This is a genomic window from Pseudomonas sp. NPDC090592 (genome assembly GCF_044769185.1).
GTDB lineage: Bacteria > Pseudomonadota > Gammaproteobacteria > Pseudomonadales > Pseudomonadaceae > Aquipseudomonas.
This window is the reverse complement of sequence record NZ_JBIVXJ010000005.1, coordinates 195,135-218,046: the sequence shown is the minus strand read 5'-3', so window position 1 is coordinate 218,046 and position 22,912 is coordinate 195,135. Positions and strand designations below refer to the sequence as shown.

The following is a 22,912-nucleotide window of genomic DNA, read 5'->3' as shown; positions in this document are numbered from 1 at the left end:
TGGTATGCGCTGCTCATCCTACACAAGCCCGGGGCTTTTGGCCCCTGGCCGGTGCAAAGCAATGAAAACGCCGGCAATCGTTGCTGGCGGCAAAAGAGGGAGTAGACCACTGGTCGCCGGAAAAGTGCGATCACTTGGTAATCATTCGTAACATCGACTAGAAACAATACTCAAACGCCAGTTATTCCCAACCTGCCAGGAAGGCCCTTACCGATCGGGAGCCTTCCATGGCACGAGTCCGTCCGTATCAATCGACCTTTCTTGCTGTCTGCTGTTCCGTTGCGGTCAATGCCCAGGCCGCCGAGGGTGTCATCGAACTGGATGCCACCGCCGTCAATGCCGAGGCCACAAGGCCCAAGGGCGAGCCACCGGAGCCATTTGCCGGCGGCCAGGTAGCGCGGGGTGGGCAGATGGGTATCCTGGGCAACCAGGACATGATGGATGTGCCATTCACCATGACCAGCTACACCTCGCAGTTGATCGAGGACCAGCAGGCTGAAGACATTGGTGACGTGCTGCTCAACGACCCCTCCGTGCGCCAGTCGTTTGGCTTCGGCAACCAGTCGCAAGTGTTCGTCATTCGCGGCCTGCCGCTCAATGGTGATGACGTGGCGTTCAATGGCCTGTACGGCGTGCTGCCACGGCAGATGATTTCCACCGATGCCATCGAGCGGGTGGAGGTGCTCAAAGGCCCCAATGCCTTCCTCAACGGCGCCAGCCCCACAGGCACTGGCCTGGGTGGCAACGTCAACCTGCAACCCAAACGTGCCGGTGATAAACCCACCCGGCGCTATACCCAGGACATCAGCAGCGATGGCCGCCTTGGCGAACACCTGGACATCGGCCAGCGTTTCGGCGAGGACAACCGCTTTGGCGTGCGCCTGAACCTGTCGCAGCGCGAAGGTGAAACCGCGGTGGACGACCAGCACCAACGTAGCAAGCTGTTCATCGTCGGGTTCGATTACCGCGGTGACAGCTTTCGCTTGTCTACCGATATCGGCTACCAGAAGCAACGCGTCAACCACATGCGCAACAGCGTGCGCCTGGGGGCTGGCCTGACTGACATTCCGCGTGCACCGGCTGCCGACCATAACTACGGCCAGGACTGGTCGTGGACCGAAACCGAGGACACCTTCGGCATGGTCCGTGGTGACTACGACTTCAACGACAACTGGAGCGGCTACCTGGCCGGTGGCATCAAGCACACCCACGAGAACGGCTTCTACGGCACGCCGATCCTGACCGATGCGGCCACCGGCGATGCCACCATCGCCGGCTCCGAGATCCCTCACAATGAAGACAACACCACGTTGATGGGCGGCATCAACGGGCGCTTCCAGACTGGCCCGATCAGTCACCAGCTCAACTTCGGCGCGGCCAGCATCTGGACCCAGCAGGAAAACGCCTTCGTCTTTTACAACTCGCAAGACACCAATATCTACCACACCGACCCATTGCCAAGGCCAACCACTCCGACCTTCACTGGCGGCAAGCTGGACGACCCGGGGGTTACCGGCAAAACGCGCAACCGCAGCCTCGCGGTGTCCGATACGGTGGGCCTGTTCGATGACCGCTTGCTGGTAACACTGGGCGTGCGCCGTCAACAGCTGCGGGTGGAGGGCTACGCCTACGACGGCGAAGGGCCGGATCTGGGGCGCAACGCGTTCTACGACGAGTCGGTCACTACGCCGGTGTATGGCATCGTCTACAAGGTCAACCCGTCGATCTCGCTGTATGCCAACCGCATCGAAGGCCTGGCGCAGGGGGCGACGGCTTCCGGGCAGGGTATCGTCAACGTGGGCGAGGTGTTTCCACCGGCCAAGACCAAGCAAGTGGAAGCGGGCGTCAAGCTCGACTACCAGACGTTCGGCGCCAACCTGGCAGTGTTCCGCATCGAGCGGCCCACCGATGGCTTTGTCCAGGGCAATGTGTTTGTCCAGGATGGCGAGCAGGTCAACAAGGGCATCGAGCTGAGTGTGTTTGGCGAACCGTTGCAGGGGCTGCGCCTGATGGCGGGTGGCACGCGCATGGACACCGAACTGAAGAACACCCAGGGTGGCGCCGACGACGGCAACCATGCCGTCGGGGTGCCCACTTTCCAGCTCAACGCCAGTGTCGATTGGGATGTGCCGGGGCTGCAGGGCGTGGCAGTCAACGCCCGCATGCTGCGCACCGGCGGCCAGTACGCCAACCCGTCCAATACCCTCAGCCTGCCGACCTGGAACCGCTTCGACGTGGGCGCACGGTATAGCTTCAAAGTACAAGACAAAGCCGTCACGCTGCGCATGAACGTGGAAAACCTGACCGACAAGAATTACTGGGCATCAGCCAATGGCGGCTATCTGACCCAGGGTGACCCACGGCTGGTCAAGTTTTCGGGCACCGTGGATTTCTGATTCAGCGCGCCAATGCCTGGTTCGGCTTGTAGAACAGAAAGTGCGTGGTCTGTGCAGTCTTGCGGTAGGCCTTGGTCCAGTCGGGGTGCACCGTGCGGTCGTGGAAGTACAGCGCACCGCCGGTGGGGTCTTTCAATTGCTGGTTGAGCGCCTTGCGGGCGATCTCCTTGGCAACATCGTAGCGCTGCGCTTCCTCGACCTGGTCCGGGCGCCCGTCGCACCACCAGGAAAACTGGCAGGCCTTGGTCTCCACGCCCTGCTTGACCACGCCGCAGATGGTATCGGGGAAGCCGTCATGGCCCAGGCGGTTCAGCACCACACTGGCCACGGCCGACATGTCTTCGGCATCGGCACCTTTGGCTTCCCAGTAGATGGTCCGGGCCAGGCAGGTGAGGCTGTCGTCCAGCGGCGCCTGCCCGGCCGGGTCCACGGCCTGGGCTTCGCTTGAGGTCAGTTTTTCGGTTTTTTTCGGCGGCGGCGCATCGTTGACCACCTTTTCCTCGAGCACTTCGGCTTTCTCTTCAGCCACCGCAGCCTTGGCCGTGTCGGCTGCGTGCAAGGGGCCTGCGAGCAGGGCCGAGGTCAAGCTGATCACGATGCAGGCAAGGCGCATGGCAAAGCTTCCGGATGGGGGCTGATACCAGTCTAGCCAAGCGTAAGCATTAGTACCAAAGGCAGGGTTGCAGCGGCAGCAACAGTCTGCAGGGCAATGATGGTGGCCATCAGGGGGGCGTTGCCACCCATTTGCCTGGCCATCACATACGACGACGAAGCAGTGGGCAAGGCCTGGAACAGCACCGCCACCACCGCTGCCTGGCCACTCAGGCCAAGCACGCGGCACAGGCCCCAGGTGGTCAATGGCATGACCAGGAACTTGAACGCCGACGCAGCCATCAGCGGGCGCACCTGCTGGCCCAGGCGGGCCCCTCCCAGCGCCGCGCCCACACACAGCAGGCCCAGCGGCAGAGCGGCCTGGCCCAGTGCCTTGACCGTGGGTTCGATGCCTGGCGGCAGGCCCAGGCCTGTTACCCGCAGCAGCAGCCCACCTGCACAACCGACGATCAACGGGTTGGCGAAGATTGCCCGTAGCACCGTGGCCGCCGAGCTGTGGCGGGCGCTGAAGCGGGCGAACACCAGCACGCACAGCAGGTTGACCAAGGGTACGATGGCGGCATTGGCCACTGCCGCCAGGGCGATGCCGGCACTGCCGTAGATGCCGGCGGCGAGGGTGGCGCCAATGTAGTTGTTGAAGCGAATGCCGCCCTGGAACACCGAGGTGAAGTCAGCGCCGTCGTGGTTGATCGCACCCTGGTACAGCACCAGCAGCAAGGCCCCGGCCAAGGTCGAGAGCATCAGCACGCCGACCATGCCCATTACCGGCACGCCGTCGAGGTTGGCAGTGGCCAGGCCGTGCAGGAACAGCGAGGGAAGCAGTACGTAATAGCTCAGGCGCTCGGCGCCGGGCCAGAAGCTCTCCGCCAGGAAGCCGCGCAGGCGCAGGAAGGTGCCCAAGGCAATCAGCAGGATGATCGGTAGCAGGGTGGTCAGCAGCAAGTGGAGCATGGTCGACGTTCCGTGGTCGGGTACGTGCATAGACTAGGGGTGACAAAGCATTTGTAAAAACGTTGTTTTCTGCACTGACCGTTGAGAAATAATGCATGGTTGAGGTATTACGCAGGTCCTGTGGGAGCGGGCATGTCGAGGCGTCGAACCGCCGCGAAGAATCCAACGCGATGGATGGCACCGGCTATGCCGGTGTTCGCGGGCACGCCCGCTCCCACAGAGGTCCCGCTAGAACAGCCGGTAATGCGCTACTACGCCTCCAGCGCAGTTTTCAGCACCGCACTCAAATGCCTGCGCTGGCTCTTCTCATGCTCCAGCAACACCACCCGCCGGGTCAGCTGCGGTTCGCCAAATGGCAGGCAGGTGGCGGGTGGCAGGCGTTGCAGGTCGTCGTTCGCCATGGGGATGATCGCCACGCCCAGGCCCATTACCGCCATGCTTGCCAGGGCTTCCTGGCTGTCCAGTTCCATCTGCTCGCTCACCTGTAAATGCTGCCGACGCAGTTCCTGTTCGATCTGCCGCCCGGCCCAGGCGCGTTTGTCGAAGCGCAGGAACGGTTGGCTGGCCAGCAATTCAGGCACGCTGTGCCCGGCCAGTTCGGGGCTGGCGATAGCCCAGAAGCGGTCTTCGAACAGCGGTGTGAAATCCAGGCTCTGCGGGTACGGGCTGACCGGCTCGGTGGTGATCGCCGCGTCCAGCTCACCGTCTTCCACACGGCGTGCCAGCTCTGCCGACATGCCCGAGGCCACGCTGATATGCAATTGCGGGTGGTTGGCCTTGATCCATACCAGCGCCTTGGGCAGGCGTCGTGCCAGCACGGTGTGGATGGCCCCCAGCCGCAGGCGGCCGCGCAGGCTCGGGCCGCTGGCCAGCGCGTCGGCCAGTTCGTCATAGGCGCCCAAAATGGCCTCGGCGCGTGCCACTGCCAGCTGGCCGGCTTCGGTCAACACCACTTGCCGGCGGCTGCGGTCGAACAAGGTGACCTGCAGCTCGTCTTCAAGGGTTTTTATGTGCAGGCTCACCGCCGACGGCGTGAGGCTGAGCAGGTCGGCGGCGCGGGCGAAGGTGCCGTGGCGGGCAATGGTCACCAGGGTGCGCAGGGCTTTGAGGGACATGCGGGTGAGGTCCGGTTGCAAGCTGACAGAGCGGTATTGTCAGGCCCGGCCCTTTCGCAGCACAAGGCTGCTCCTACAGCGGCCTGCACAGTACCTGTAGGAGCAGCCTTGTGCTGCGAAAGGGCCGGTACAGGCAGCACTGTTCAGCGCACAGGGCGCCCATACGCCTGGCTGATCCGGTCGATCACCATGGCCAGCGCGACAATCGCCAAGCCGGCCTCCACACCCTGGCCCACGTTCAACGTCTGGATCCCCGACAGCACATCCTCACCCAGCCCGCGGGCGCCGATCATCGACGCTACCACCACCATCGACAAGGCCATCATCACCGACTGGTTCAGCCCGGCCATGATGCTCGGCAGCGCCAGTGGCAGGGCAATACGCCGCAAACGCTGCCAGCGGCTGGCACCCAGGCCGTGCGCGGCCTGCAACAACGAGGGGTCGATCTGGCTCAGGCCCAGTTCGGTCAGCCGCACCAGTGGCGGCAGGGCATAGATGAGTGTGGCAAACACGGCGGGCACCTTGCCCAGGCCGAACAGCATCAGCACCGGGATCAGGTAAACGAAGGCGGGCAGCGTCTGCATCACATCCAGCACCGGCAACAGCAGGCGCTTCGCCAGGGGGCGGGACGCCAGCAAGATGCCCAGTGGCACACCCACCAGCACGCACAGGCTGGTACTCACCAGCACCAGGGCCAAGGTCTGCAGCAGTTTGTCCCACAACCCGAGCATGCCGATCAGGGCCAGCAGCGCCACCAGCACCGCGCTGCGCAGCAGGTTGCGACTGGCATGCCAGGCCAGCAGGCCAACCAGCAGCAACAGCAGCCACCAAGGCAGCAGGCGCAGCAGGTTTTCCAGGCCAACCAGCAGTTGCAGCAACTGGTCCGAGACGGAGCGCAGGTGATCGCCGTAATGCATTACCAGCCAGTCAACCAGCCGGTTGACGCTGTCGGCGAAGGAAAACTGCAAAGCTTGCGGGAAGCCATCGCTCACAGGCTGGCCTCGACTTTGGCTGCGACTTCACCGGGCAGCCAGGCCTTCCAGACTTCCCGGTTGTCACGCAGGAAGGCGAGGGCGGCTTCGCGCGGTGGCGTGCGCTTCTCGCTCATCCTGGCCAGCGCCTGGTTGAGCCGGTCGATCGGCAGGTCGACCTGTTCGAACACCGCCACCAGGTCCGGGTAGCCGTCGCGAAAGGCCTTGGACACACCAATCGACAACTTCGCTGGCAGCGAGCGGCTGCCCTTCGGGTTGGGGTTGCCGGCATCCGTCAGCGTGGCCCAGGCCTGGGGATCGAATACTGGCTCCTCCAGGCGGATCAGTTTGTAGCGCCCCATCAGCGGCGTCGGGTTCCAGTAATAGAACAGCACCGGCTGGCCGCGGCGAATGGCCGAGCCGATTTCGGCATCCATCGCCGCCCCGGACCCGCTGCGGAAGTTGCTGTACAGCTCGTTCAGGCCATACGCCTTGAGCTTCTGGCTGTTGACCGTTTCTGATGTCCAGCCGCTGGGGCTGTTCAGGAAGCGGCCCTTGTCGGGCGATTCGGGGTCACGAAATACTTGCGGGTAGCGCTTGAGGTCGTCGACGCTGCGCAACTCTGGCGCCACGGGCTTGAGCTTGCGGGCAGCGTCGCCTTCGATCACATACGCCGGTACCCACCAGCCTTCTTCGGCATGCTTGACCGTGTCACCCAGCGCGAATACCTGGCCCGCCTGCTCGGCCTTGACCCATGCAGGGCTGCGTCCGGCCCACTCTTCGGCAATCACTTGCAGGTCGTTGCGGGCCAGCGCCACTTCCATGCTGACCGTGCTGCCCGGCAGGGTATCGGTGGGGTAGCCGTAGCCGCGTTCCACGATCAGCCGCAGGATTTCGGTGGTGAGGGCGCCGCTTTCCCAGCCGATGGCGCCAAAATGGATGGGCGGGCGTTGCTCTGCCGAAGCGGCAGTGTCGGTACTCGCCAGGCCTGCAGCCAGCAGCAGGCCGGCCAGCAGTGTTTGAAATGTCTTCATCCAGACCTCGTCGTTTGCCGCGCCTTGGGGGGGTGGGGCAAGTGTAGACGACGAGGTCGCGGCGGGATTCAGGGCCGCACGCGGCGGCCCGGTTTGCCTCACACGCGGAACTGGTCCATCAGTGCCTGCTGCTGGTTGGCCAGGCTGTTCAGCGACTGGCTGACCCGCGCCGATTCGTTGGCCTGCCCCGACAGCGATTCGGTGACATCGCGGATGGTCGCCACGTTGCTGTTGATCTCCTCGGCCACCGCACTTTGCTCTTCGGCGGCAGACGCGATTTGCAGGTTCATGTCAGTGATCACCGTCACTGCCTGGCCGATGCGCTGCAACGCAGTGACGGCCTGGCCGACCTGCTCGACACCGCCCTGGGCCTGGCGGTGACTGTTGTCCATGGCGCCGACCACTTCGCGGGTGCCGTCCTGCAAGGCCTCGATCACCTGGCGGGTTTCTTCCACCGACTCCTGGGTGCGCCGGGCCAGGTTGCGTACTTCATCGGCAACCACGGCAAAGCCACGGCCGGCTTCGCCTGCGCGGGCCGCCTCGATGGCGGCGTTGAGAGCCAGCAGGTTGGTCTGTTCGGCAATCGAACGAATCACCTCCAGCACCGAACCGATCTTCTCGCTGTTCTGCGCCAGGCCTTCGACTTCGGCCATGGCGTCGCTCATGTTGGCGGCCAGGGCATCGATGCTGGTAGTGGTGCGGTCGATCACCGCCAGCCCCTCGCGGGTGGCCTGGTCGGCGTCACGGGCGGCCTGCGCAGCCTGGGCCGCGCTGCGGGCCACGTCCTGTGCGGTGGCACTCATCTCGTGCGAGGCGGTGGCCACCTGGTCGACCTGGCGGTACTGCTGTTCCATCCCAGCGCTGGTTTGCGTGGCGATGGCCGAGGACTGGTCAGCGGTGCCGCGGGCAGCCTGCACCGAGCGTTTTACTTCGGCGATGGTCGGCTGCAACTTGTCGAGGAAGCGGTTGAACCAGCCGGCCAGCTCGCCCAGCTCGTCCTGCTTCTGGTAGGTCAGGCGGCGGGTGAGGTCGCCTTCACCACTGGCAATGTCCTTGAGCATGGCGGCCACACCAAGAATCGGCCGGGTAACCCCGCGTGCCATCAGCCACACCATAAGCAGGCCGGCAATGGCCGCCGCCAGGCCAAGGCCCAGCTCCAGCAGGGTACCGCTGGTGTTCAGTGCGTCCAGTTCCTGCTTCAGTTTTTCGGCAGGCCCGGTCAGGGCGTTTTCCGGCACGTCCAGCAGCACACCCCAGGGTTGCGCGTCGGGGATCGGGCGGAACGCGGCCAGCACCTTCAGGCGTTGCTGGTCGTGCAGGATGGTCATCTTGCCATCGGCCAGCTTGCGCACCAGCTCGGCACCTTTGGCCGAGTCCACCTGATCGAAGCGCTGGGCCAGCTTGCTGGCGTCGGCGCTGTAGCCGGCAAGCAGGCCGACCGGGCTGAGGATGCCGACCGTCGTGCGGCCTTCGTACAGGCTGCGGCTTGCTTCCTGGCTCAGGGCTTGCAGGCTGTTGAGGTTGATGTCGATGGACAAAGTGGCAATGGTCTTGCCGTTGACGGCCAGCGGGAAGACGATGCTGGTCATCAGCACCTGTTGGCCATCAATGTCGTAGAAGTAGGGCTCCACCACGCACACCTTGCCGGTGGTGCGCGGGCACACCCACCAGGTGTTGGCCGGCTGCCCGCTGGGGCCGATCTCGGTGTTGGCCATGTCATGCTCGGGCAACGCCATGGCGGTCAGTTGGCCGGCACGCGGCTGCGACCAGTACAGGGCAAAGCGCCCGGTTTCGTTGCTGCCCAGCTCTGCCTTGCCGGCGAACAGGCTGTCCTTGCTGTCCAGTGCGTTGGGTTCGAACACCAGCGACAGGCCAAGCAGGTCGGGGTTGGCTTGCAGGGCGGCGCGCACCTGGCGGGTCATGTCCTCGCGCAGGTCGAAGGCATCGAGATAGCGCTTTTGGGCCTGCTCGCGCAGGAACAGCACCTGGCGGGCGAAGCCTGCGCCGTATTGATAGGCGTCCATGAACTGGCGGCGGATATTCAGGGCTTGCACCTCACCCTGCGACTCGATGCGCGACTGCGCCGCTTCGGTCAGCATCTGCATGCTGCTGGCCTTGACCAGGTCCGAGCTGTGGTCCATGCGGTACAGTGACAGGCCGACAAGCAAGGTGACGATACCGGCCAGGCAGAGACCGGCGAGCAGGGTGATCTTCCACTGGATGGAAAGTTGTCGCAAAGGCATGGGGCGGATCCCTTTTTTGGCTGTAAGGGTTATGGCTTTGGGGCTGGATAGGGCTGGCAGGTGCCTGGCTGGAGATTTGTGGCGCCTGTGAGATCGAGCGCCGCCCGCGCGGCGCTTCGCGGGGCAAGCCCGCTCCCACATCTGTTTCGGGCCAATCCCTCCTGTTCCACGTGCGCGCGCACCTTTGGTGCATGGCTCGAAGAGGATGGAGGGCGGTTGCGCATGCCTCGGTATCGAGTCGGACAGGCAAGGCGGGCACCGGTGACATTACAGGCATGACTGGCCCGAAACAGATGTGGGAGCGGGCTTGCCCCGCGAAGCGCCGCGTGGGCGGCGCTCGATCTCACAGGCGCCACAAATCTGCAGCCAGGCCCCCAGCCTCCCACAGTATCGGCCCAGCCTGATTTTTCTTTATTCAAACATTCAATTAAAAATACGGCCTCTGTGAAATCCGCCGCAGCATGGCATTTTTGACATCTGCCCCCCCACTGCTTCAGAGTTCGCGCTTTTTTCTGTCGCAATGAGGTAAGCCAACCATGAATGCAGTGATCGCCGCGGTCGGCATCATGCTGATACTCAGCCTGTCCCGCGTGCACGTGGTCATCGCCCTGATAATTGGCGCCCTGGTCGGTGGGCTGGTCGGAGGCCTGGGTATCGAAGGTACGCTCAAGGCCTTCAACGGCGGGCTGGGCGGTGGTGCTACGGTGGCCTTGTCCTATGCGCTGCTGGGGGCTTTTGCCGTGGCCATTGCCAAGTCCGGGCTGGCGCATGCGCTGGCTGACCGCGCCCTGGCCATGATCGACCGCCAGGGCCACGCCAATGGCGGCAAGGTGAAATGGTTGATGATCGGCCTGATGCTGACGGTGGCGGTGGCGTCACAGAACATCCTGCCCATTCATATCGCCTTCATTCCGCTGCTGGTGCCGCCGCTGCTGTACGTGCTGACCCGGCTGCGCATCGACCGCCGGCTGATCGCCTGCGTGATCACGTTCGGCCTGATTACCCCGTACATGTTCCTGCCGGTAGGCTTTGGCAACATCTTCCTCAACGAAATCCTGCTGGCCAACGTGGCCCGTGCCGGTGTCGATGTGAGTGGTGTCAATGTCACCCACGCCATGGCCATTCCGGCTGCCGGTATGTTGGTCGGCCTGCTGCTGGCGGTATTCATCAGCTACCGCAGGAAGCGTGATTACGACCTGGCGCGCATCGAGCAGGTGGAGCAGGTGAGCGTGCAGTACAACCCGCTGACACTGCTGGTGGCGGGGTTGGCCATTGCCGCGGCATTCATTGTCCAGCTGTTGCTCGACTCGATGATCATCGGTGCCATGGTCGGTTTCCTGATCTTCTCGCTGTCGGGCATCGTCAAGTGGAAGGACACCGACGACCTGTTCACCGAAGGCATGAAGATGATGGCCATGATCGGCTTCATCATGATTGCCGCCTCGGGCTTTGCCGACGTGATGAAGGCCACCGGTGAAGTGAAAAGCCTGGTGGAAACCTCGGCGCAGTGGATCGACCATAGCAAGGGGATTGGTGCCTTGCTGATGCTGCTGGTAGGCCTGTTGGTGACCATGGGCATCGGCTCGTCGTTCTCGACGGTGCCGATCCTGGCTGCGATCTTTGTGCCGCTGTGCGTGCAACTGGGCTTCGACCCGGTGGCCACCGTGTGCATCGTCGGTACTGCGGGTGCCTTGGGCGATGCAGGTTCGCCGGCCTCGGACTCCACGCTGGGGCCGACCTCGGGCCTGAACGTGGATGGCCAACACCACCATATCTGGGACACTGTGGTGCCGACCTTCATCCACTACAACCTGCCGCTGCTGGCGTTCGGCTGGCTGGCAGCAATGACCTTGTAAAACGGGGAGGGTGTCAGCCCTTGTCGGGCGGCGGCGAGATGCGGTTCAGCACGGTGCTGCCGTCCTTGCTGCGGGTCAGGTAGACCGGCAGCACCTTGGGCAGGTTATTGACCAGGCGAGCCACCTCGCGGGTGTTGTAGATGCCACTGATACGGATGCGGCCGGTGCTGGCATCGGCCAGCAGCAGCGGCGCGTCGAGGTAGCGGTTGATCACCGGTAGCGCCTGTTCCAGGCTCAGGTTGTCGAGCACCAGCTTGCCGCTGCGCCAGGCCAGGCTGTTGCCATAGTCATCGCTCTGTTCCAGCTGCGGCTCAAAGTCGCCCTTGTGGTAGCTGGCCTGCATGCCTGGGCCCAGGCGGTAGCCGCCGGCACTGCCGTCACTGGTCACCAGCACCGAGCCCTCCACCAGGGTGACCTTGACCTGATCCTGGTACTTCCACACGTTGAATTGTGTACCGGTAACGCGGGTCTGACCACGGCCGGCATGCACGATGAACGGGTGGCTGCTGTCGTGCTGCACCTTGAAGAATGCCTCGCCACGCTTGAGGGTGACCTGGCGCTGGTCCTTGTAATTGAGGTAGGTCAGTTCGGTATTGAGGTTGAGTTGCACCGTGCTGCCGTCGCTCAACTCCACGGTCTGCATGCGGTCGCCGGCTTCGAAGTGCTGGTAGTGGTTGGGCAGCCAGCCTTGTTCCCAGCCCACCCAGCCGGCCAGCGGCAGTACTGCCAGGGCAATGGCGGCGGCGGATGCCAGCGGGCGCCAGTTGCGCGGGCGCGCAGGTTGGCGAACGGGCGGGTTGAAGTCGACGACGGTAGCGTTGCGCGGCAACAGGTCGGCGGTTTGCCAGATCTCCAGCATCGCCTGGTATTCCTCGGCATGCCGCGGGTCCGACGCCAGCCAGCCAGCAAACGCCTCGCGCTCGGCCGCCGTGCAATCTTCGGCATGCAGGCGCATGCACCAATGCGCGGCAGCGTCGGTGATGGCATCGTCTGGGCTGGGGTTGAGGCGGTCTTGGTTCATTGCGGCTCCGGGTTTTGCGCATTCTACCCTTGCTAGAGGGCTCCCGAGAACCGACGTAATGGCGAATGACTATCAGTTGTGACGGTTTTTCGTCGGATTTGCAATGGTTTTTCAGCGTTTGAGAACCCTTCGCGCACGCATTTACCCGTTGAGATCGCAGGGGGCTGCTTTGCAGGCCATCGCCGGCAAGCCAGGCTCCCACAGGGATTGCATCAGGGCTGACAGGTGTTGGCCGCAAGATATGCAGCGCCTGGGAGACCGAGCGCCGCCCGCGCGGCGCATCGCGAGCAAGCTCGCTCCTACATTTGTTTCGGGCCAATCATTCCTGTGGGATTTGCGCGCGAACGCTTTGGCGCATGACTCGATAGTGGGTCGTACGAACAAGGCGGTCGCGCGCGCATGGCACAGGCGTTACTGGCCCGAAAAAAATGTAGGAGCGAGCTTGCTCGCGATGCGCCGCGCGGGCGGCGCTCGATCTCCCAGGCGCTGAAGATGCCGTGGCGAGCACCTGGCAACCCTGATGCCATTGCCAGAAACCATAGAATCTCCCACAGAGATCTCGCCAAGTCTCCAAACAACGCACGCAGCAAGTGCCAGAAACGCCATTTCATGAAATTTTCCATAGCAAGCTAATCAAAGCTTTGACATTCACTGCCTAAGCAGTAATATTTTTAAACAATTGCCCGAGCAGTCCCCAATGGCCCATTTCTCACCCGAAAACTTCCAGACCTGCGCCATCGGCATGCTGCTCGGCCGCGCGGCGATCCTGAAGGACCGCATTCTCGACTGGCACCTGGAATCAGAGGGTGTCACCGCCGCGCAGTTCAAGGTGCTGATCATCGTCACCCAGTACCAGGTGGACACCCCGGCCGAGCTGTGCCGCTACCTGGGCCTGGACAGCGGTTCGATGACCCGCATGCTCGACCGCCTCGAGCAGAAGGAGCTGATCGTGCGCAACCGCTGCGCCGACGACCGCCGCCTGGTGCGCCTGGCGCTTACCGCCGACGGCCAGCGCCTGGCCGACCGCCTGCCGGAAATTGGCGCTGCCGCCATGAACGAATTGTGCGGCGTGCTGGCCCCAGAAGAGTTGAAGACCCTGGAAGGCTTGCTGGCCAAGGTCCTGCTCGGTGCTGGCGACCCGTTGACGATCCGCCGCTTTGGCGACCGTTGAACCCTGTCACGAATTATCCAAGGTATTGTCATGGCTACCCCCGCAGACACCCCGACCCCCTCCGCCACGCCCGAGCCGTCACGCAAGCGCAAGGCCTGGGTGCTAGGCCTGCTGTTGCTGCTGATCGTTGCCGGTGCGTGTACCTGGGCCTGGTACAGCCTGGTCGGGCGCTGGCACGAAAGCACTGACGATGCCTACGTCAATGGCAACGTGGTGGAGATCACCCCGCTGGTTACCGGCACGGTCACCAGCATTGGTGCCGATGACGGCGACCTGGTCCACGCCGGCCAGGTGTTGCTGCAATTCGACCCGGCCGACAGCGAGGTGGCCTTGCAGTCTGCCGAAGCCAAGCTGGCGCGCAGTGTGCGCCAGGTGCGCGGGCTGTACAGCAACGTCGACTCGCTCAAGGCCCAGCTGGAAACCCGCCAGGCCGAGCTGCGCAAGGCCCAGCAGGACTTCAACCGGCGCAAGGTGCTGGCCGACAGCGGTGCGATTGCTGCAGAAGAGCTGTCCCATGCCCGTGATGACTTGAGCGTGGCCCAGGCTGCCGTCAACAGCGCCCGCCAGCAACTCAGCACCAGCAGTGCGCTGGTCGACGACACCGTGGTGTCCTCGCACCCTGAGGTGATGGCCGCTGCAGCCGACCTGCGCCAGGCCTACCTCGACCACGCCCGCACCACCCTGGTGGCTCCGGTTACCGGTTATGTTGCCAAACGTACCGTGCAACTGGGCCAGCGCTTGCAGCCGGGCACTGCGACCATGGCGGTGATCCCGCTGGACCAGGTGTGGATCGACGCCAACTTCAAGGAAACCCAACTGCGCGAGATGCGCATCGGCCAGCCGGTGCAGATCAGCGCCGACCTGTATGGCAGCGAGGTCAAGTACAGCGGTACGGTCGACAGCCTTGGCGCTGGTACCGGCAGCGCCTTTGCCTTGCTGCCAGCGCAAAACGCGACTGGCAACTGGATCAAGATCGTGCAACGGGTCCCGGTGCGGATTCACCTGAGCCCGGACCAGCTCAAGGACCACCCGCTGCGCATTGGCCTTTCCACCGTGGTGGAAGTCGACCTTCACGACCAGAGCGGCCCCGCGCTGGCCCAACAGCCGCCGCAACAGGCCAGCTACACCACGCAGGTGTACGACCGTCAGCTGGTCGAGGCCGATGACCTGATCGCCCGCTTGATCCACGAAAACAGCGCAACCGGCAAGACGGCCCAGCGATGAGCAACAACGCCGCAGCCCAGTTCACGCCGCCCAGCCTGCTGCTGACCACCATCGGCCTGTCACTGGCGACGTTCATGCAGGTGCTCGACACCACCATCGCCAACGTGGCGCTGCCGACCATTTCCGGCAACCTTGGGGTGAGTTACGAGCAGGGCACCTGGGTTATCACCTCGTTCGCGGTGAGCAACGCCATTGCCTTGCCGCTGACTGGCTGGCTAAGCCGGCGGTTTGGCGAAGTGAAACTGTTCATCTGGGCCACGCTGCTGTTCGTGCTGGCCTCGTTCCTGTGCGGGATTGCCCAATCGATGCCTGAGCTGGTCGGGTTTCGCGTGTTGCAGGGCGTGGTAGCGGGGCCGCTGTACCCCATGACCCAGACGTTGCTGATTGCTGTCTACCCGCCCGCCAAGCGAGGCATGGCGCTGGCGCTGTTGGCGATGGTCACGGTGGTGGCGCCGATTGCCGGGCCCATTCTTGGCGGTTGGATAACCGACAGCTACAGTTGGCCGTGGATCTTCTTCATCAACATACCCATCGGCCTGTTTGCCGCTGCCGTGGTGCGCCAGCAGATGCGCACGCGGCCGGTGGTCACCAGCCGCCAGCCAATGGACTACATCGGCCTGCTGACGCTGATCATCGGTGTTGGTGCGTTGCAGGTGGTGCTGGACAAAGGTAATGACCTGGACTGGTTCGAGTCGTCGTTCATCATTATCGGTAGCCTGATCTCGGTGGTGTTCCTGGCCGTGTTCGTGATCTGGGAGCTGACCGATCGCCACCCGGTGGTGAACCTGCGCCTGTTCGTGCACCGCAACTTCCGCGTCGGCACCATTGTGCTGGTAGGTGGCTATGCCGGGTTCTTCGGCATCAACCTGATCCTGCCGCAGTGGTTGCAGACGCAGATGGGTTACACCGCTACCTGGGCGGGCCTGGCGGTGGCGCCGATCGGCCTGTTGCCGGTAGTCATGTCGCCGTTCGTGGGCAAGTATGCGCACCGCTTCGACCTGCGTGTGCTCGCGGGGTTGGCGTTTCTGGCGATTGGCACCAGTTGCTACATGCGTGCGGGCTTCACCAGTGAGGTGGACTTCCAGCATGTGGCCTTGGTGCAGTTGTTCATGGGCATTGGCGTGGCGTTGTTCTTCATGCCGACCTTGAGCATCCTGCTGTCCGACCTGCCGCCGCACCAGATTGCCGATGGCTCTGGGCTGGCGACCTTCCTGCGTACCCTGGGCGGGAGTTTCGCGGCCTCGCTGACGACCTGGATCTGGATTCGCCGGGCGGACCAGCACCATGCTTACCTGAGCGAGAACATCAGCCAGTTCGACCCGGCAACGCGGCATACCCTTGAGCAGCTGGGCGGGGCCAACCCGCAAAGCTATGCGCAGCTTGAGCAGATACTCAACGGGCAGGCGTACATGATGTCTACGGTGGACTACTTCACCCTGATGACCTGGGTATTTGCAGGCTTGATCTTGCTAGTGTGGTTCGCCAAACCGCCGTTTACCGCGAAGGCGGGGCCCGCGTCGGCGGGCCATTGAGCCAATCCGAGAGACCAGACGATATGTATTGCTCTTGCTCTTGCTCTTGCTCTTGCTCTTGCTCTTGCTCTTGCTTCGGCTTTTGCTTCTAAGCGCGCGATAGTTCAGGCGCCGCCGATTGCGACTTCAGGAGGCCGAGCGAAGGGCTTGCGGAGGGAGGTGACGGGCATGGATGCCCGTCAAGCGCTGAGGCCCCATGGATGGGGCCTGCAGTGCGTACTCCCGGGAGCAAGCCCGTAGCGAGGGGACCCCGGAGCGCAGCGTAGGGGCCGGATGATGGGAGCGAACGGTTTTTGGTTCCTTTTTGCCACGACAAAAAGGGACCCGCCGTAAGGGCGGAAAGGTGATTGAGCGCCACCCTAGGTAATGAATACCTACGCGATGTGAATGCCCACACCCAAAAACCAGACCCAAACCCAAACCCAAACCCAAACCCAAACCCAAACCCAAACCCAGGAAGTGTCTGTGCTGACCATGGTCATTCCCCTGCACAGATATTTCGCCTATTGTCGGCTCTCCCTCCCCAGAGCGATCGACAAAGCCATGGACAAAGTCATCGTCATCACCGGCGGCAGCCGTGGCATCGGCGCTGCCACGGCGCTGCTGGCCGCCCGCCAGGGCTACCGCATCTGCATCAACTATCACGCCGACGAGCAGGCCGCCGAAGACATCCTCGGCCAAGTCCGCGCCCTTGGCGCCGAAGCCATTGCCGTGCGCGCCGACGCCAGCGTCGAGGATGAAATCATCCAGCTGTTCCAGCACGTCGACGAGGCACTCGGCCCGGTTACTGCACTGGTCAACAACGCCGGCACCATCGGCCAGCAAAGCCGGGTCGAGGACATGTCCGAGTTCCGCCTGCTCAAGGTCATGAAGACCAACGTCGTCGGCCCCATGCTCTGCGCCAAGCACGCCCTGCTGCGCATGGCCCGTCGGCATGGCGGGCTGGGCGGCGCCATCGTCAACGTGTCTTCGGTAGCGGCACGCCTGGGCTCGCCCAACGAATATGTCGACTATGCCGCCTCCAAAGGTGCGCTCGATACCTTCACCATCGGCCTGGCCAAGGAAGTGGCAGGAGAAGGCGTGCGGGTCAATGGTGTAAGGCCGGGCTACATCCACACCGGTTTTCATGCGCTATCCGGCGACCCCGACCGGGTCAGCAAGCTCGAACCCGGCTTGCCCATGGGCCGCGGCGGGCGCCCTGACGAAGTGGCGCAGGCCATTCTCTGGCTGCTGTCGGACAACGCGTCCTACTCCACGGGCAGCTTCATCGACCTGGGCGGTGGGCGCTGAACGCGCCTGTCACGCCTCAAGCAGGGTACGTACCTGCTCGGCCAACACCTCCAGTTCGAACGGCTTGGTCAGCACCACGGTGCCTTGCAGCAGCTGGCCGTCACTGAGCGCCGCGCTTTCGTCGTAACCGGTGATGAACAGCACCTTGAGGTCGGGGTAGCGCTCGCGGCAACACTCGGCCACCTGGCGGCCATTCAGGCCACCAGGCAGGCCGATATCGCTTAGCAGCAGGTCTGGCTGTTCACTGTTTTGCAGGTAGGCCAGGGCAGAGGGGCCGTCCTCGAATACATCGACCCGGTAACCCAGGTCCTCCAGCACTTCGCGAACCACCACGCGCAACGCCGTCTGGTCCTCGATCAGCAGGATGCGCTGCGCCAGCGTGCCGGTTCTTTCCTGCAACATGCGCGGTGGCTTGGGGGCAGGTGCCTTGGGTTGCTGGTAGTGGCGGGGGAGCAGCAACTCGATGCGCGTGCCTTGGCCCAGCGTGGAAAGGACGCGCAGTTGGCCCCCCGACTGGCGGACGAAACCGTAGGTCATCGACAAACCCAGGCCGGTGCCCTGGCCCATGGGTTTGGTGGTGAAGAACGGGTCGACGGCACGCTCGGCCACCTCTGCCGACATGCCATTGCCGTTGTCGGCGATGCTCAGGCGCACGTACTCGCCGGCGGGCAGTTCCAGCGCCTGGGCCTGCACCTGGTCTAGCAGCAGGTTGTCGCCGATGATCTCGATCACACCGCCTGCCGGCATGGCATCGCGGGCGTTGATGCACACGTTGAGCAGCGCACTTTCAAGCTGCGGCGGGTCGATAAAGGTCGGCCATAGCTGGGTGGGGAACTGGCTGCCCAGGGTAATGGCCGGGCCCATGGTGCGGCGCAGCAGTTCTTCCATGCCGGCCACCAGCGTGGCCACCTGCGTGGAGCAAGGTTGCAGGGTTTGCTGGCGAGAAAAGGCCAACAGCCTGTGAACCAGTGAGGATGCCCGTTGCGCCGAGCTGCTGGATAGCTCCAGCAGGGGTTCCAGGGTGTCGAAACGGCACTCGTGCAGGCGTTGGCGCATCAGTTCCTGGGCGCCCAGGATGCCGCCCAGCAAGTTGTTGAAGTCGTGGGCGATGCCGCCGCTGAGCTGGCCCACCGCTTCCATCTTCTGGGCCTGGCGCAGGGCCTCCTCGGCTTTGGCCAGGCGCTCATGCTCCTGCACCCGCTCACTGATGTCATAGGCGAACAGGAAGGCGCATTGTATTTCGCCTTCAGGGTCGCGCAAGGCATTGAAGCGCAGTTCAAAGTGGCGCTCCCCGGGCGCCTTGCCGAAGGTGCCGATCTCGACGAACTGCTCGCCTGCCAGGGCACGCTGCCACATGGCCACGCTCAGCGCATGGGCATCGGGGTCATGACCGATCAGCTCTGGCAAGTAATCACCGATTTCAGGCGTACGCCCGAACAGCATGTGAAAGTCACGTTTCGCCTGGCTATTGATGGCCAGCCAGCGCATGGCCCTGTCTACCACATGCACATTCGCCATGCTGTGGTCGACCAATTCGGCAAACAGCCGGCGCTCTGCCAGTGCAGCGCTCACCCGCAGTTCAAGCTCTTCGTTCAGGCGCTGCTGGGCCTGCTCTGCCCGCCGTCGTTCGGTAACGTCCTTGCACAGCACGGCTACCTGGCGTCTTTTGGCAGGTTCTATGCGAAACGTGGTGACGGACAGTACATGACCGGTGGCAACCAGTTCTTGCTCGAAATGCAGGGGCTCTCCCGTACGCAACACCGCGCCATAACGGGCCACCCACTCATCGGCCTCATCGGGCACCATTTCACGCAGCTTCTGCCCGACCACGTCGGGGATGCCGGCATGCTTGGCATAGGCTGCGTTGGCCAGCACATGCACATAGTCACTCAACGGGCCGTGTGGGCCGTCGAAGAACTCGATGATGCTAAAGCCTTCGTCCATGGTGTCGAACAGCGAACGATAAAAGTTCTGATCGTGGGCCTGATGGCTGGCAAGCTGTAACTGCAACTGCGCGTTCTGCCGCTGAAGGGCATCGACTTGTTGGCGCAGTGAGTGCAGGTCGTGGGAGGGCATGCCGACGTCCTACAAAAGGGGAGGCACAGACTTTATCGCGTTCACCTTCAAGCGAACAGTGGCCCACCAGGCCATCAGCCATCAGAACGAGCGAATGATCCGCCCCAGGGTGTCCATGGCCTGTTCGGCCCCGTCATGCCAGGGGCTGCCATAGTTCAGGCGGATGCAATTGCCGAAGCGCCGGGTAGGCGAGAAGATCGGCCCGGGGGCGATGCTGATGCCTTGGGCAAGGGCCATGTGGAACAACTTCAGCGCGTCGATCTGCTCGGGCAGCTCCAGCCACAGGAAGTAGCCACCAGACGGCTGGCTGACCTGCGTGTGCGCAGGGAAGTAGCGGGTGATGGCCGCCAGCATGTTGGCCTGTTGGCCTTCAAGTGCATAGCGCAGCTTGCGCAGGTGGCGGTCGTAGCCGCCGTGCTGCAGGTAGTCGGCAATCGCCGCCTGGGCTGGCATCGACGCGCACAGCGAGGTCATCAGCTTGAGCCGCTCGATTTTCTGCGCAAAGCGCCCGGCCGCCACCCAGCCGATGCGGTAACCGGGCGCAAGGCTTTTGGCGAACGAACCGCAATGCATCACCAGGCCTTGCGTATCGAAAGCCTTGGCGGGTTTGGGCGCCTGTTGCGCGTAATACAGCTCGGCGTATACATCGTCTTCGATCAACGGCACCTGGTGACGCGCCAGCAGTTCCACCAACGCCTGCTTCTTCGCCTCCGGCATGCTCGCGCCAACCGGGTTCTGGAAGTTGGTCATGCACCAGACGGCTTTTACCGGGTGCTTTTCCAGCGTCTGTGCCAGTACCCCGAGGTCCATGCCTTCGCGCGGGTGCACGGGGATTTCCACCGCCTTGAGCTTCAGGCGCTCGAGTACTTGCAGGCAGGCGTAGAAGGCAGGGGCTTCGATGGCCACCAGATCGCCCGGCTGGGTCACCGCCTGCAGGCACAGGTTCAGGGCTTCCAGTGCACCGTTGGTGATCAGCAACTCTTCCATTGGCAGCATCAGCCCGCCGACCATGTAGCGCAGGGCAATTTGCCGGCGCAGCTGCGGGTTGCCAGGCGACAGGTCGGTTACCACCATGCGCGGGTCCATGCTGCGGCTGGCGCTGGCCAGCGAGCGCGACAGGCGCTGCAGCGGGAATAGCTCGGGGCTGGGGAACGCTGAGCCGAACGGGATGGTGTTGGGGTCCTTGATCGAGTCAAGGATCGAGAACACCAGTGCGCTGACGTCGACGTCAGTGGATTCGCTGACGGGCTGCAACGCCTGGGGCTCGCTGAACTGGCGTGGGGCGTGGGCGTTGACGAAATAACCCGAGCGCGGCCGGGCGCGGATCAGCCCGCGCCGTTCCAGCAGGTAGTAGGCCTGGAACACGGTAGACGGGCTGACCCCGTGGGTCTGGCTGGCATAGCGCACCGAAGGCACGCGCTGGCCGGGGCCCAGTACCCCGGAGCGGATCAGTTCGGCAATGTCGTCGGCGAAGCGTTCGTAGCGTTTCATTCTGGCCTTCTGTCGAAGCCTGGCAGGCAAGGTGGAGTCAGTGTAAGGGATCAGCGGTTCATCGGTGCGACGAAGCGGCTTTGGGCAACGCTGCGGATGGCGGGGTCGTCACGCTCGCGAATTTCGAAACTCAGCGCTTGCGAGCTGCTGGCCGGGCGCTCGGCCAGCATCGCGACCGACACCGGCAGTTCGCTCATCTCGCCAGCGGGGATCACCAGGGTGGTGTTGCCCTGCAAGGTGAAACCCTCTGCGTCCAGCAGGCGCAGTTGGTAGTGCTGGGTGCGCTCGGTCTTGTTGATGACCTTGAGCAGGTAGATGTTCTCGATCTGGCCCTGGGCATTCTCGCGGAACAGGCCGCGGTCCTTGATGACGTCCAGCGATACCATCGGGCGCAGTTGCAAGGCCACCACCAGTGCACCGATCATTACCACCAGCGCGGCGGCGTAGCCGATCAGGCGTGGGCGCAGCCAGTGGGTAGTGCCGCCCTGCAGGCTGTGCTCGGACTTGTAGCCAATCAGGCCGCGGGCGTAGCCCATCTTGTCCATCACCCCGTCGCAGGCGTCGATGCACGCTGCGCAGCCGATGCAGGCCATTTGCAGGCCATCGCGGATATCGATGCCGGTGGGGCACACCTGCACACACAGCGTGCAGTCTATGCAGTCGCCGAGGCCCTGGGCTTGTACGTCACTGCCTTTCTTGCGCGGGCCGCGGGCCTCACCGCGGCGCGGGTCGTAGGCAACTGCCAGGGTGTCCTTGTCGAACATCACGCTCTGGAAGCGTGCATACGGGCACATGTGCAGGCATACCGCTTCACGCAGCAGGCCGGCGTTGATGTAGGTGGCGGCAGTGAAGAACAGCACCCAGAACAGCGCCACGCCGCCCAGTTGCAGGGTGAACAGCTCTGCGGCCAGCGGGCGGATGGGCGTGAAGTAGCCGACGAAGGTGAGGGCAGTGGCGACACCGATGGCCAGCCACAGGCTGTGTTTGAGGGCGCGCCGCGCCAGTTTGTTCAGGCTCCAGGGTGCGGCTGCCAGCTTGATACGCTGGTTGCGATCACCCTCGGTAACCTTTTCGCACCACATGTACAGCCAGGTCCAGGTGCTTTGCGGGCAACTGTAGCCACACCACACGCGGCCAGCGTACACGGTGATGGCGAACAGGCCGAAGGCACAGATGATCAGCAGCGCCGACAGCAGGATGAAGTCTTGCGGCCAGAAGGTGGCAGCAAAGATATGGAATTTGCTGTTGGCCAAATCCCACAGCACCGCCTGGCGGCCGTTCCAGTTCAGCCAGGCTGTGCCGAAGAACAGCACGAACAGGGCGCCGGCAAAGCCGATGCGCAGGCTGCGGTACAGCCCGGTGAAGCTGCGGGTGTGGATGCCATTGTCGGCGCGTCGCGGTTGAGAACTGGCTGGGGCGGTGGCGATCTCTGTGAAAGGGATTCTATTGTTCATGGCTCGGTGCTCATCAGGCCTCGATCAGGCATGAGCACTATGGCCCTGAGGCTGTTATCAGCACAGGCTCAGGTTTCGCGATAAAAACCGTATCAGATTGTACCCCGCACCCCGCCAGCCCTTAGATTACCGAGCCTGGCACGCTAGCCTTCAGGTGCCTGCGGCTATCCACCGCACCCGCCACGGTCAGTGCATCGGCCTCGGCTTCGGTGATGGGCACGCGTTGGCCCGCGAGCAAGGCCACTGACATGTGCAGTTGTTCGTCGGTGACGATTTCGATATCCGGGCCATCACCCTCGATGCGCGCGTCTTCGCCGATCAGGGTACAGCGGCGCGTGGTTTCTTCAATTTCAACCGGCATGGCGTTGTCCTCCTGTGGGGTTACAGGGTGGACCGCAGTACAAGGCAGATTGCTGCATCGGCAGGCTGAACGGGGAGGGAAGGCGGGAGCCAGAAAGCACTAAGGGGAGCCGAA

Annotated in this window: 17 protein-coding genes and 1 pseudogene; 6 read left to right on the top strand and 12 right to left on the bottom strand. The window is 63.5% G+C overall.

Going from position 1 to position 22,912, the window contains the following annotated elements:
* Positions 1-227 precede the first annotated feature (227 nt).
* The gene (locus ACIQUI_RS06480; protein WP_403196127.1) at positions 228-2,396 is read left to right on the top strand and encodes a TonB-dependent receptor; all 2,169 of its coding nucleotides are present in this window, start codon (positions 228-230) and stop codon (positions 2,394-2,396) included.
* A gap of 1 nt (position 2,397) precedes the next feature.
* On the opposite strand, the gene ACIQUI_RS06475 is transcribed toward ACIQUI_RS06480, so the two are convergent.
* From ACIQUI_RS06475 to ACIQUI_RS06445, 7 genes and pseudogenes are all read right to left on the bottom strand, one after another.
* On the bottom strand, positions 2,398-3,009 hold the full coding sequence (locus ACIQUI_RS06475; RefSeq protein ID WP_403196124.1) for a cell wall hydrolase: 612 nt from the start codon (positions 3,007-3,009) through the stop codon (positions 2,398-2,400).
* A 32-nt stretch (positions 3,010-3,041) separates the two neighbouring features.
* Positions 3,042-3,959 carry an AEC family transporter gene (locus ACIQUI_RS06470; RefSeq protein WP_403196121.1) on the bottom strand — a complete coding sequence of 306 codons (918 nt, stop codon included), beginning with the start codon at positions 3,957-3,959 and terminating at the stop codon, positions 3,042-3,044.
* Between the two features lie 251 nt (positions 3,960-4,210).
* Complete coding sequence (locus tag ACIQUI_RS06465) at positions 4,211-5,074, bottom strand: LysR family transcriptional regulator (RefSeq protein WP_403196119.1); 864 nt, start codon at positions 5,072-5,074, stop codon at positions 4,211-4,213.
* Positions 5,075-5,217: 143 nt separating this feature from the next.
* Entirely contained in the window at positions 5,218-6,066 is an 849-nt protein-coding gene (locus ACIQUI_RS06460) for an ABC transporter permease (protein WP_403196116.1), read from the bottom strand.
* Positions 6,063-7,079, bottom strand: coding sequence for an ABC transporter substrate-binding protein (locus ACIQUI_RS06455; RefSeq protein WP_403196113.1), 1,017 nt, complete (start codon positions 7,077-7,079; stop codon positions 6,063-6,065). The genes ACIQUI_RS06460 and ACIQUI_RS06455 overlap by 4 nt, the downstream gene beginning before the upstream one ends.
* A 98-nt stretch (positions 7,080-7,177) precedes the next feature.
* Complete coding sequence (locus tag ACIQUI_RS06450) at positions 7,178-7,933, bottom strand: methyl-accepting chemotaxis protein (RefSeq protein WP_391134077.1); 756 nt, start codon at positions 7,931-7,933, stop codon at positions 7,178-7,180.
* Between the two features lie 102 nt (positions 7,934-8,035).
* Positions 8,036-9,001, bottom strand: a pseudogene (locus tag ACIQUI_RS06445) (HAMP domain-containing protein); the annotation flags it as partial.
* An 857-nt stretch (positions 9,002-9,858) separates the two neighbouring features.
* Between ACIQUI_RS06445 and ACIQUI_RS06440 the strand changes: the two are divergent.
* Positions 9,859-11,178, top strand: a complete 1,320-nt coding sequence (locus ACIQUI_RS06440) for a Na+/H+ antiporter family protein (protein WP_403196110.1) — start codon at positions 9,859-9,861, stop codon at positions 11,176-11,178.
* A gap of 13 nt (positions 11,179-11,191) precedes the next feature.
* Here ACIQUI_RS06440 and ACIQUI_RS06435 read toward each other — a convergent pair whose 3' ends face one another.
* Positions 11,192-12,199, bottom strand: a complete 1,008-nt coding sequence (locus ACIQUI_RS06435) for a FecR family protein (RefSeq protein WP_403196108.1) — start codon at positions 12,197-12,199, stop codon at positions 11,192-11,194.
* A 697-nt stretch (positions 12,200-12,896) separates the two neighbouring features.
* Between ACIQUI_RS06435 and ACIQUI_RS06430 the strand changes: the two genes are divergently transcribed.
* From ACIQUI_RS06430 to ACIQUI_RS06415, 4 genes are all read left to right on the top strand, one after another.
* Positions 12,897-13,370: a MarR family winged helix-turn-helix transcriptional regulator gene (locus tag ACIQUI_RS06430; RefSeq protein ID WP_012272018.1), complete on the top strand. Its 474-nt coding sequence runs from the start codon at positions 12,897-12,899 to the stop codon at positions 13,368-13,370.
* A 30-nt stretch (positions 13,371-13,400) separates the two neighbouring features.
* Complete coding sequence (locus ACIQUI_RS06425) at positions 13,401-14,594, top strand: HlyD family efflux transporter periplasmic adaptor subunit (protein ID WP_403196105.1); 1,194 nt, start codon at positions 13,401-13,403, stop codon at positions 14,592-14,594.
* Positions 14,591-16,126 carry a DHA2 family efflux MFS transporter permease subunit gene (locus ACIQUI_RS06420; RefSeq protein ID WP_391133855.1) on the top strand — a complete coding sequence of 512 codons (1,536 nt, stop codon included), beginning with the start codon at positions 14,591-14,593 and terminating at the stop codon, positions 16,124-16,126. Before ACIQUI_RS06425 ends, ACIQUI_RS06420 begins: the two co-directional genes overlap by 4 nt.
* Before the next feature lie 543 nt (positions 16,127-16,669).
* Positions 16,670-17,416 carry an SDR family oxidoreductase gene (locus ACIQUI_RS06415; RefSeq protein ID WP_403196101.1) on the top strand — a complete coding sequence of 249 codons (747 nt, stop codon included), beginning with the start codon at positions 16,670-16,672 and terminating at the stop codon, positions 17,414-17,416.
* Between the two features lie 9 nt (positions 17,417-17,425).
* Here the strand turns inward: ACIQUI_RS06415 and ACIQUI_RS06410 are convergent, their stop codons facing one another.
* The 4 genes from ACIQUI_RS06410 to ACIQUI_RS06395 all read right to left on the bottom strand — a co-directional run bounded on the left by ACIQUI_RS06410 (position 17,426) and on the right by ACIQUI_RS06395 (position 22,798).
* A complete protein-coding gene (locus tag ACIQUI_RS06410) occupies positions 17,426-19,492 on the bottom strand; it encodes a PAS domain-containing protein (RefSeq protein WP_403196098.1) in 2,067 nt (688 codons plus the stop codon).
* A gap of 81 nt (positions 19,493-19,573) precedes the next feature.
* Positions 19,574-20,983 carry a GntR family transcriptional regulator MpaR gene (gene mapR / locus ACIQUI_RS06405; protein WP_403196097.1) on the bottom strand — a complete coding sequence of 470 codons (1,410 nt, stop codon included), beginning with the start codon at positions 20,981-20,983 and terminating at the stop codon, positions 19,574-19,576.
* A 50-nt stretch (positions 20,984-21,033) separates the two neighbouring features.
* Positions 21,034-22,437 carry a cytochrome c oxidase accessory protein CcoG gene (gene ccoG / locus ACIQUI_RS06400; RefSeq protein WP_403196094.1) on the bottom strand — a complete coding sequence of 468 codons (1,404 nt, stop codon included), beginning with the start codon at positions 22,435-22,437 and terminating at the stop codon, positions 21,034-21,036.
* A gap of 121 nt (positions 22,438-22,558) precedes the next feature.
* The gene (locus ACIQUI_RS06395) at positions 22,559-22,798 is read right to left on the bottom strand and encodes a DUF3203 family protein (protein ID WP_403196091.1); all 240 of its coding nucleotides are present in this window, start codon (positions 22,796-22,798) and stop codon (positions 22,559-22,561) included.
* Positions 22,799-22,912 lie beyond the last annotated feature (114 nt).

Coding starts and splice junctions, on each gene's coding strand:
- ACIQUI_RS06475 (WP_403196124.1), bottom strand. CDS start 3,009: ATGCGCCTTGCCTGCATCGTGATCAGCTTGACCTCGGCCCTGCTCGCA.
- ACIQUI_RS06415 (WP_403196101.1), top strand. CDS start 16,670: ATGGACAAAGTCATCGTCATCACCGGCGGCAGCCGTGGCATCGGCGCT.
- ACIQUI_RS06465 (WP_403196119.1), bottom strand. CDS start 5,074: ATGTCCCTCAAAGCCCTGCGCACCCTGGTGACCATTGCCCGCCACGGC.
- ACIQUI_RS06440 (WP_403196110.1), top strand. CDS start 9,859: ATGAATGCAGTGATCGCCGCGGTCGGCATCATGCTGATACTCAGCCTG.
- ACIQUI_RS06450 (WP_391134077.1), bottom strand. CDS start 7,933: ATGGAACAGCAGTACCGCCAGGTCGACCAGGTGGCCACCGCCTCGCAC.
- ACIQUI_RS06435 (WP_403196108.1), bottom strand. CDS start 12,199: ATGAACCAAGACCGCCTCAACCCCAGCCCAGACGATGCCATCACCGAC.
- ccoG (WP_403196094.1), bottom strand. CDS start 22,437: ATGAACAATAGAATCCCTTTCACAGAGATCGCCACCGCCCCAGCCAGT.
- ACIQUI_RS06430 (WP_012272018.1), top strand. CDS start 12,897: ATGGCCCATTTCTCACCCGAAAACTTCCAGACCTGCGCCATCGGCATG.
- ACIQUI_RS06425 (WP_403196105.1), top strand. CDS start 13,401: ATGGCTACCCCCGCAGACACCCCGACCCCCTCCGCCACGCCCGAGCCG.
- ACIQUI_RS06420 (WP_391133855.1), top strand. CDS start 14,591: ATGAGCAACAACGCCGCAGCCCAGTTCACGCCGCCCAGCCTGCTGCTG.
- ACIQUI_RS06410 (WP_403196098.1), bottom strand. CDS start 19,492: ATGCCCTCCCACGACCTGCACTCACTGCGCCAACAAGTCGATGCCCTT.
- ACIQUI_RS06470 (WP_403196121.1), bottom strand. CDS start 3,959: ATGCTCCACTTGCTGCTGACCACCCTGCTACCGATCATCCTGCTGATT.
- ACIQUI_RS06480 (WP_403196127.1), top strand. CDS start 228: ATGGCACGAGTCCGTCCGTATCAATCGACCTTTCTTGCTGTCTGCTGT.
- mapR (WP_403196097.1), bottom strand. CDS start 20,983: ATGAAACGCTACGAACGCTTCGCCGACGACATTGCCGAACTGATCCGC.
- ACIQUI_RS06395 (WP_403196091.1), bottom strand. CDS start 22,798: ATGCCGGTTGAAATTGAAGAAACCACGCGCCGCTGTACCCTGATCGGC.
- ACIQUI_RS06455 (WP_403196113.1), bottom strand. CDS start 7,079: ATGAAGACATTTCAAACACTGCTGGCCGGCCTGCTGCTGGCTGCAGGC.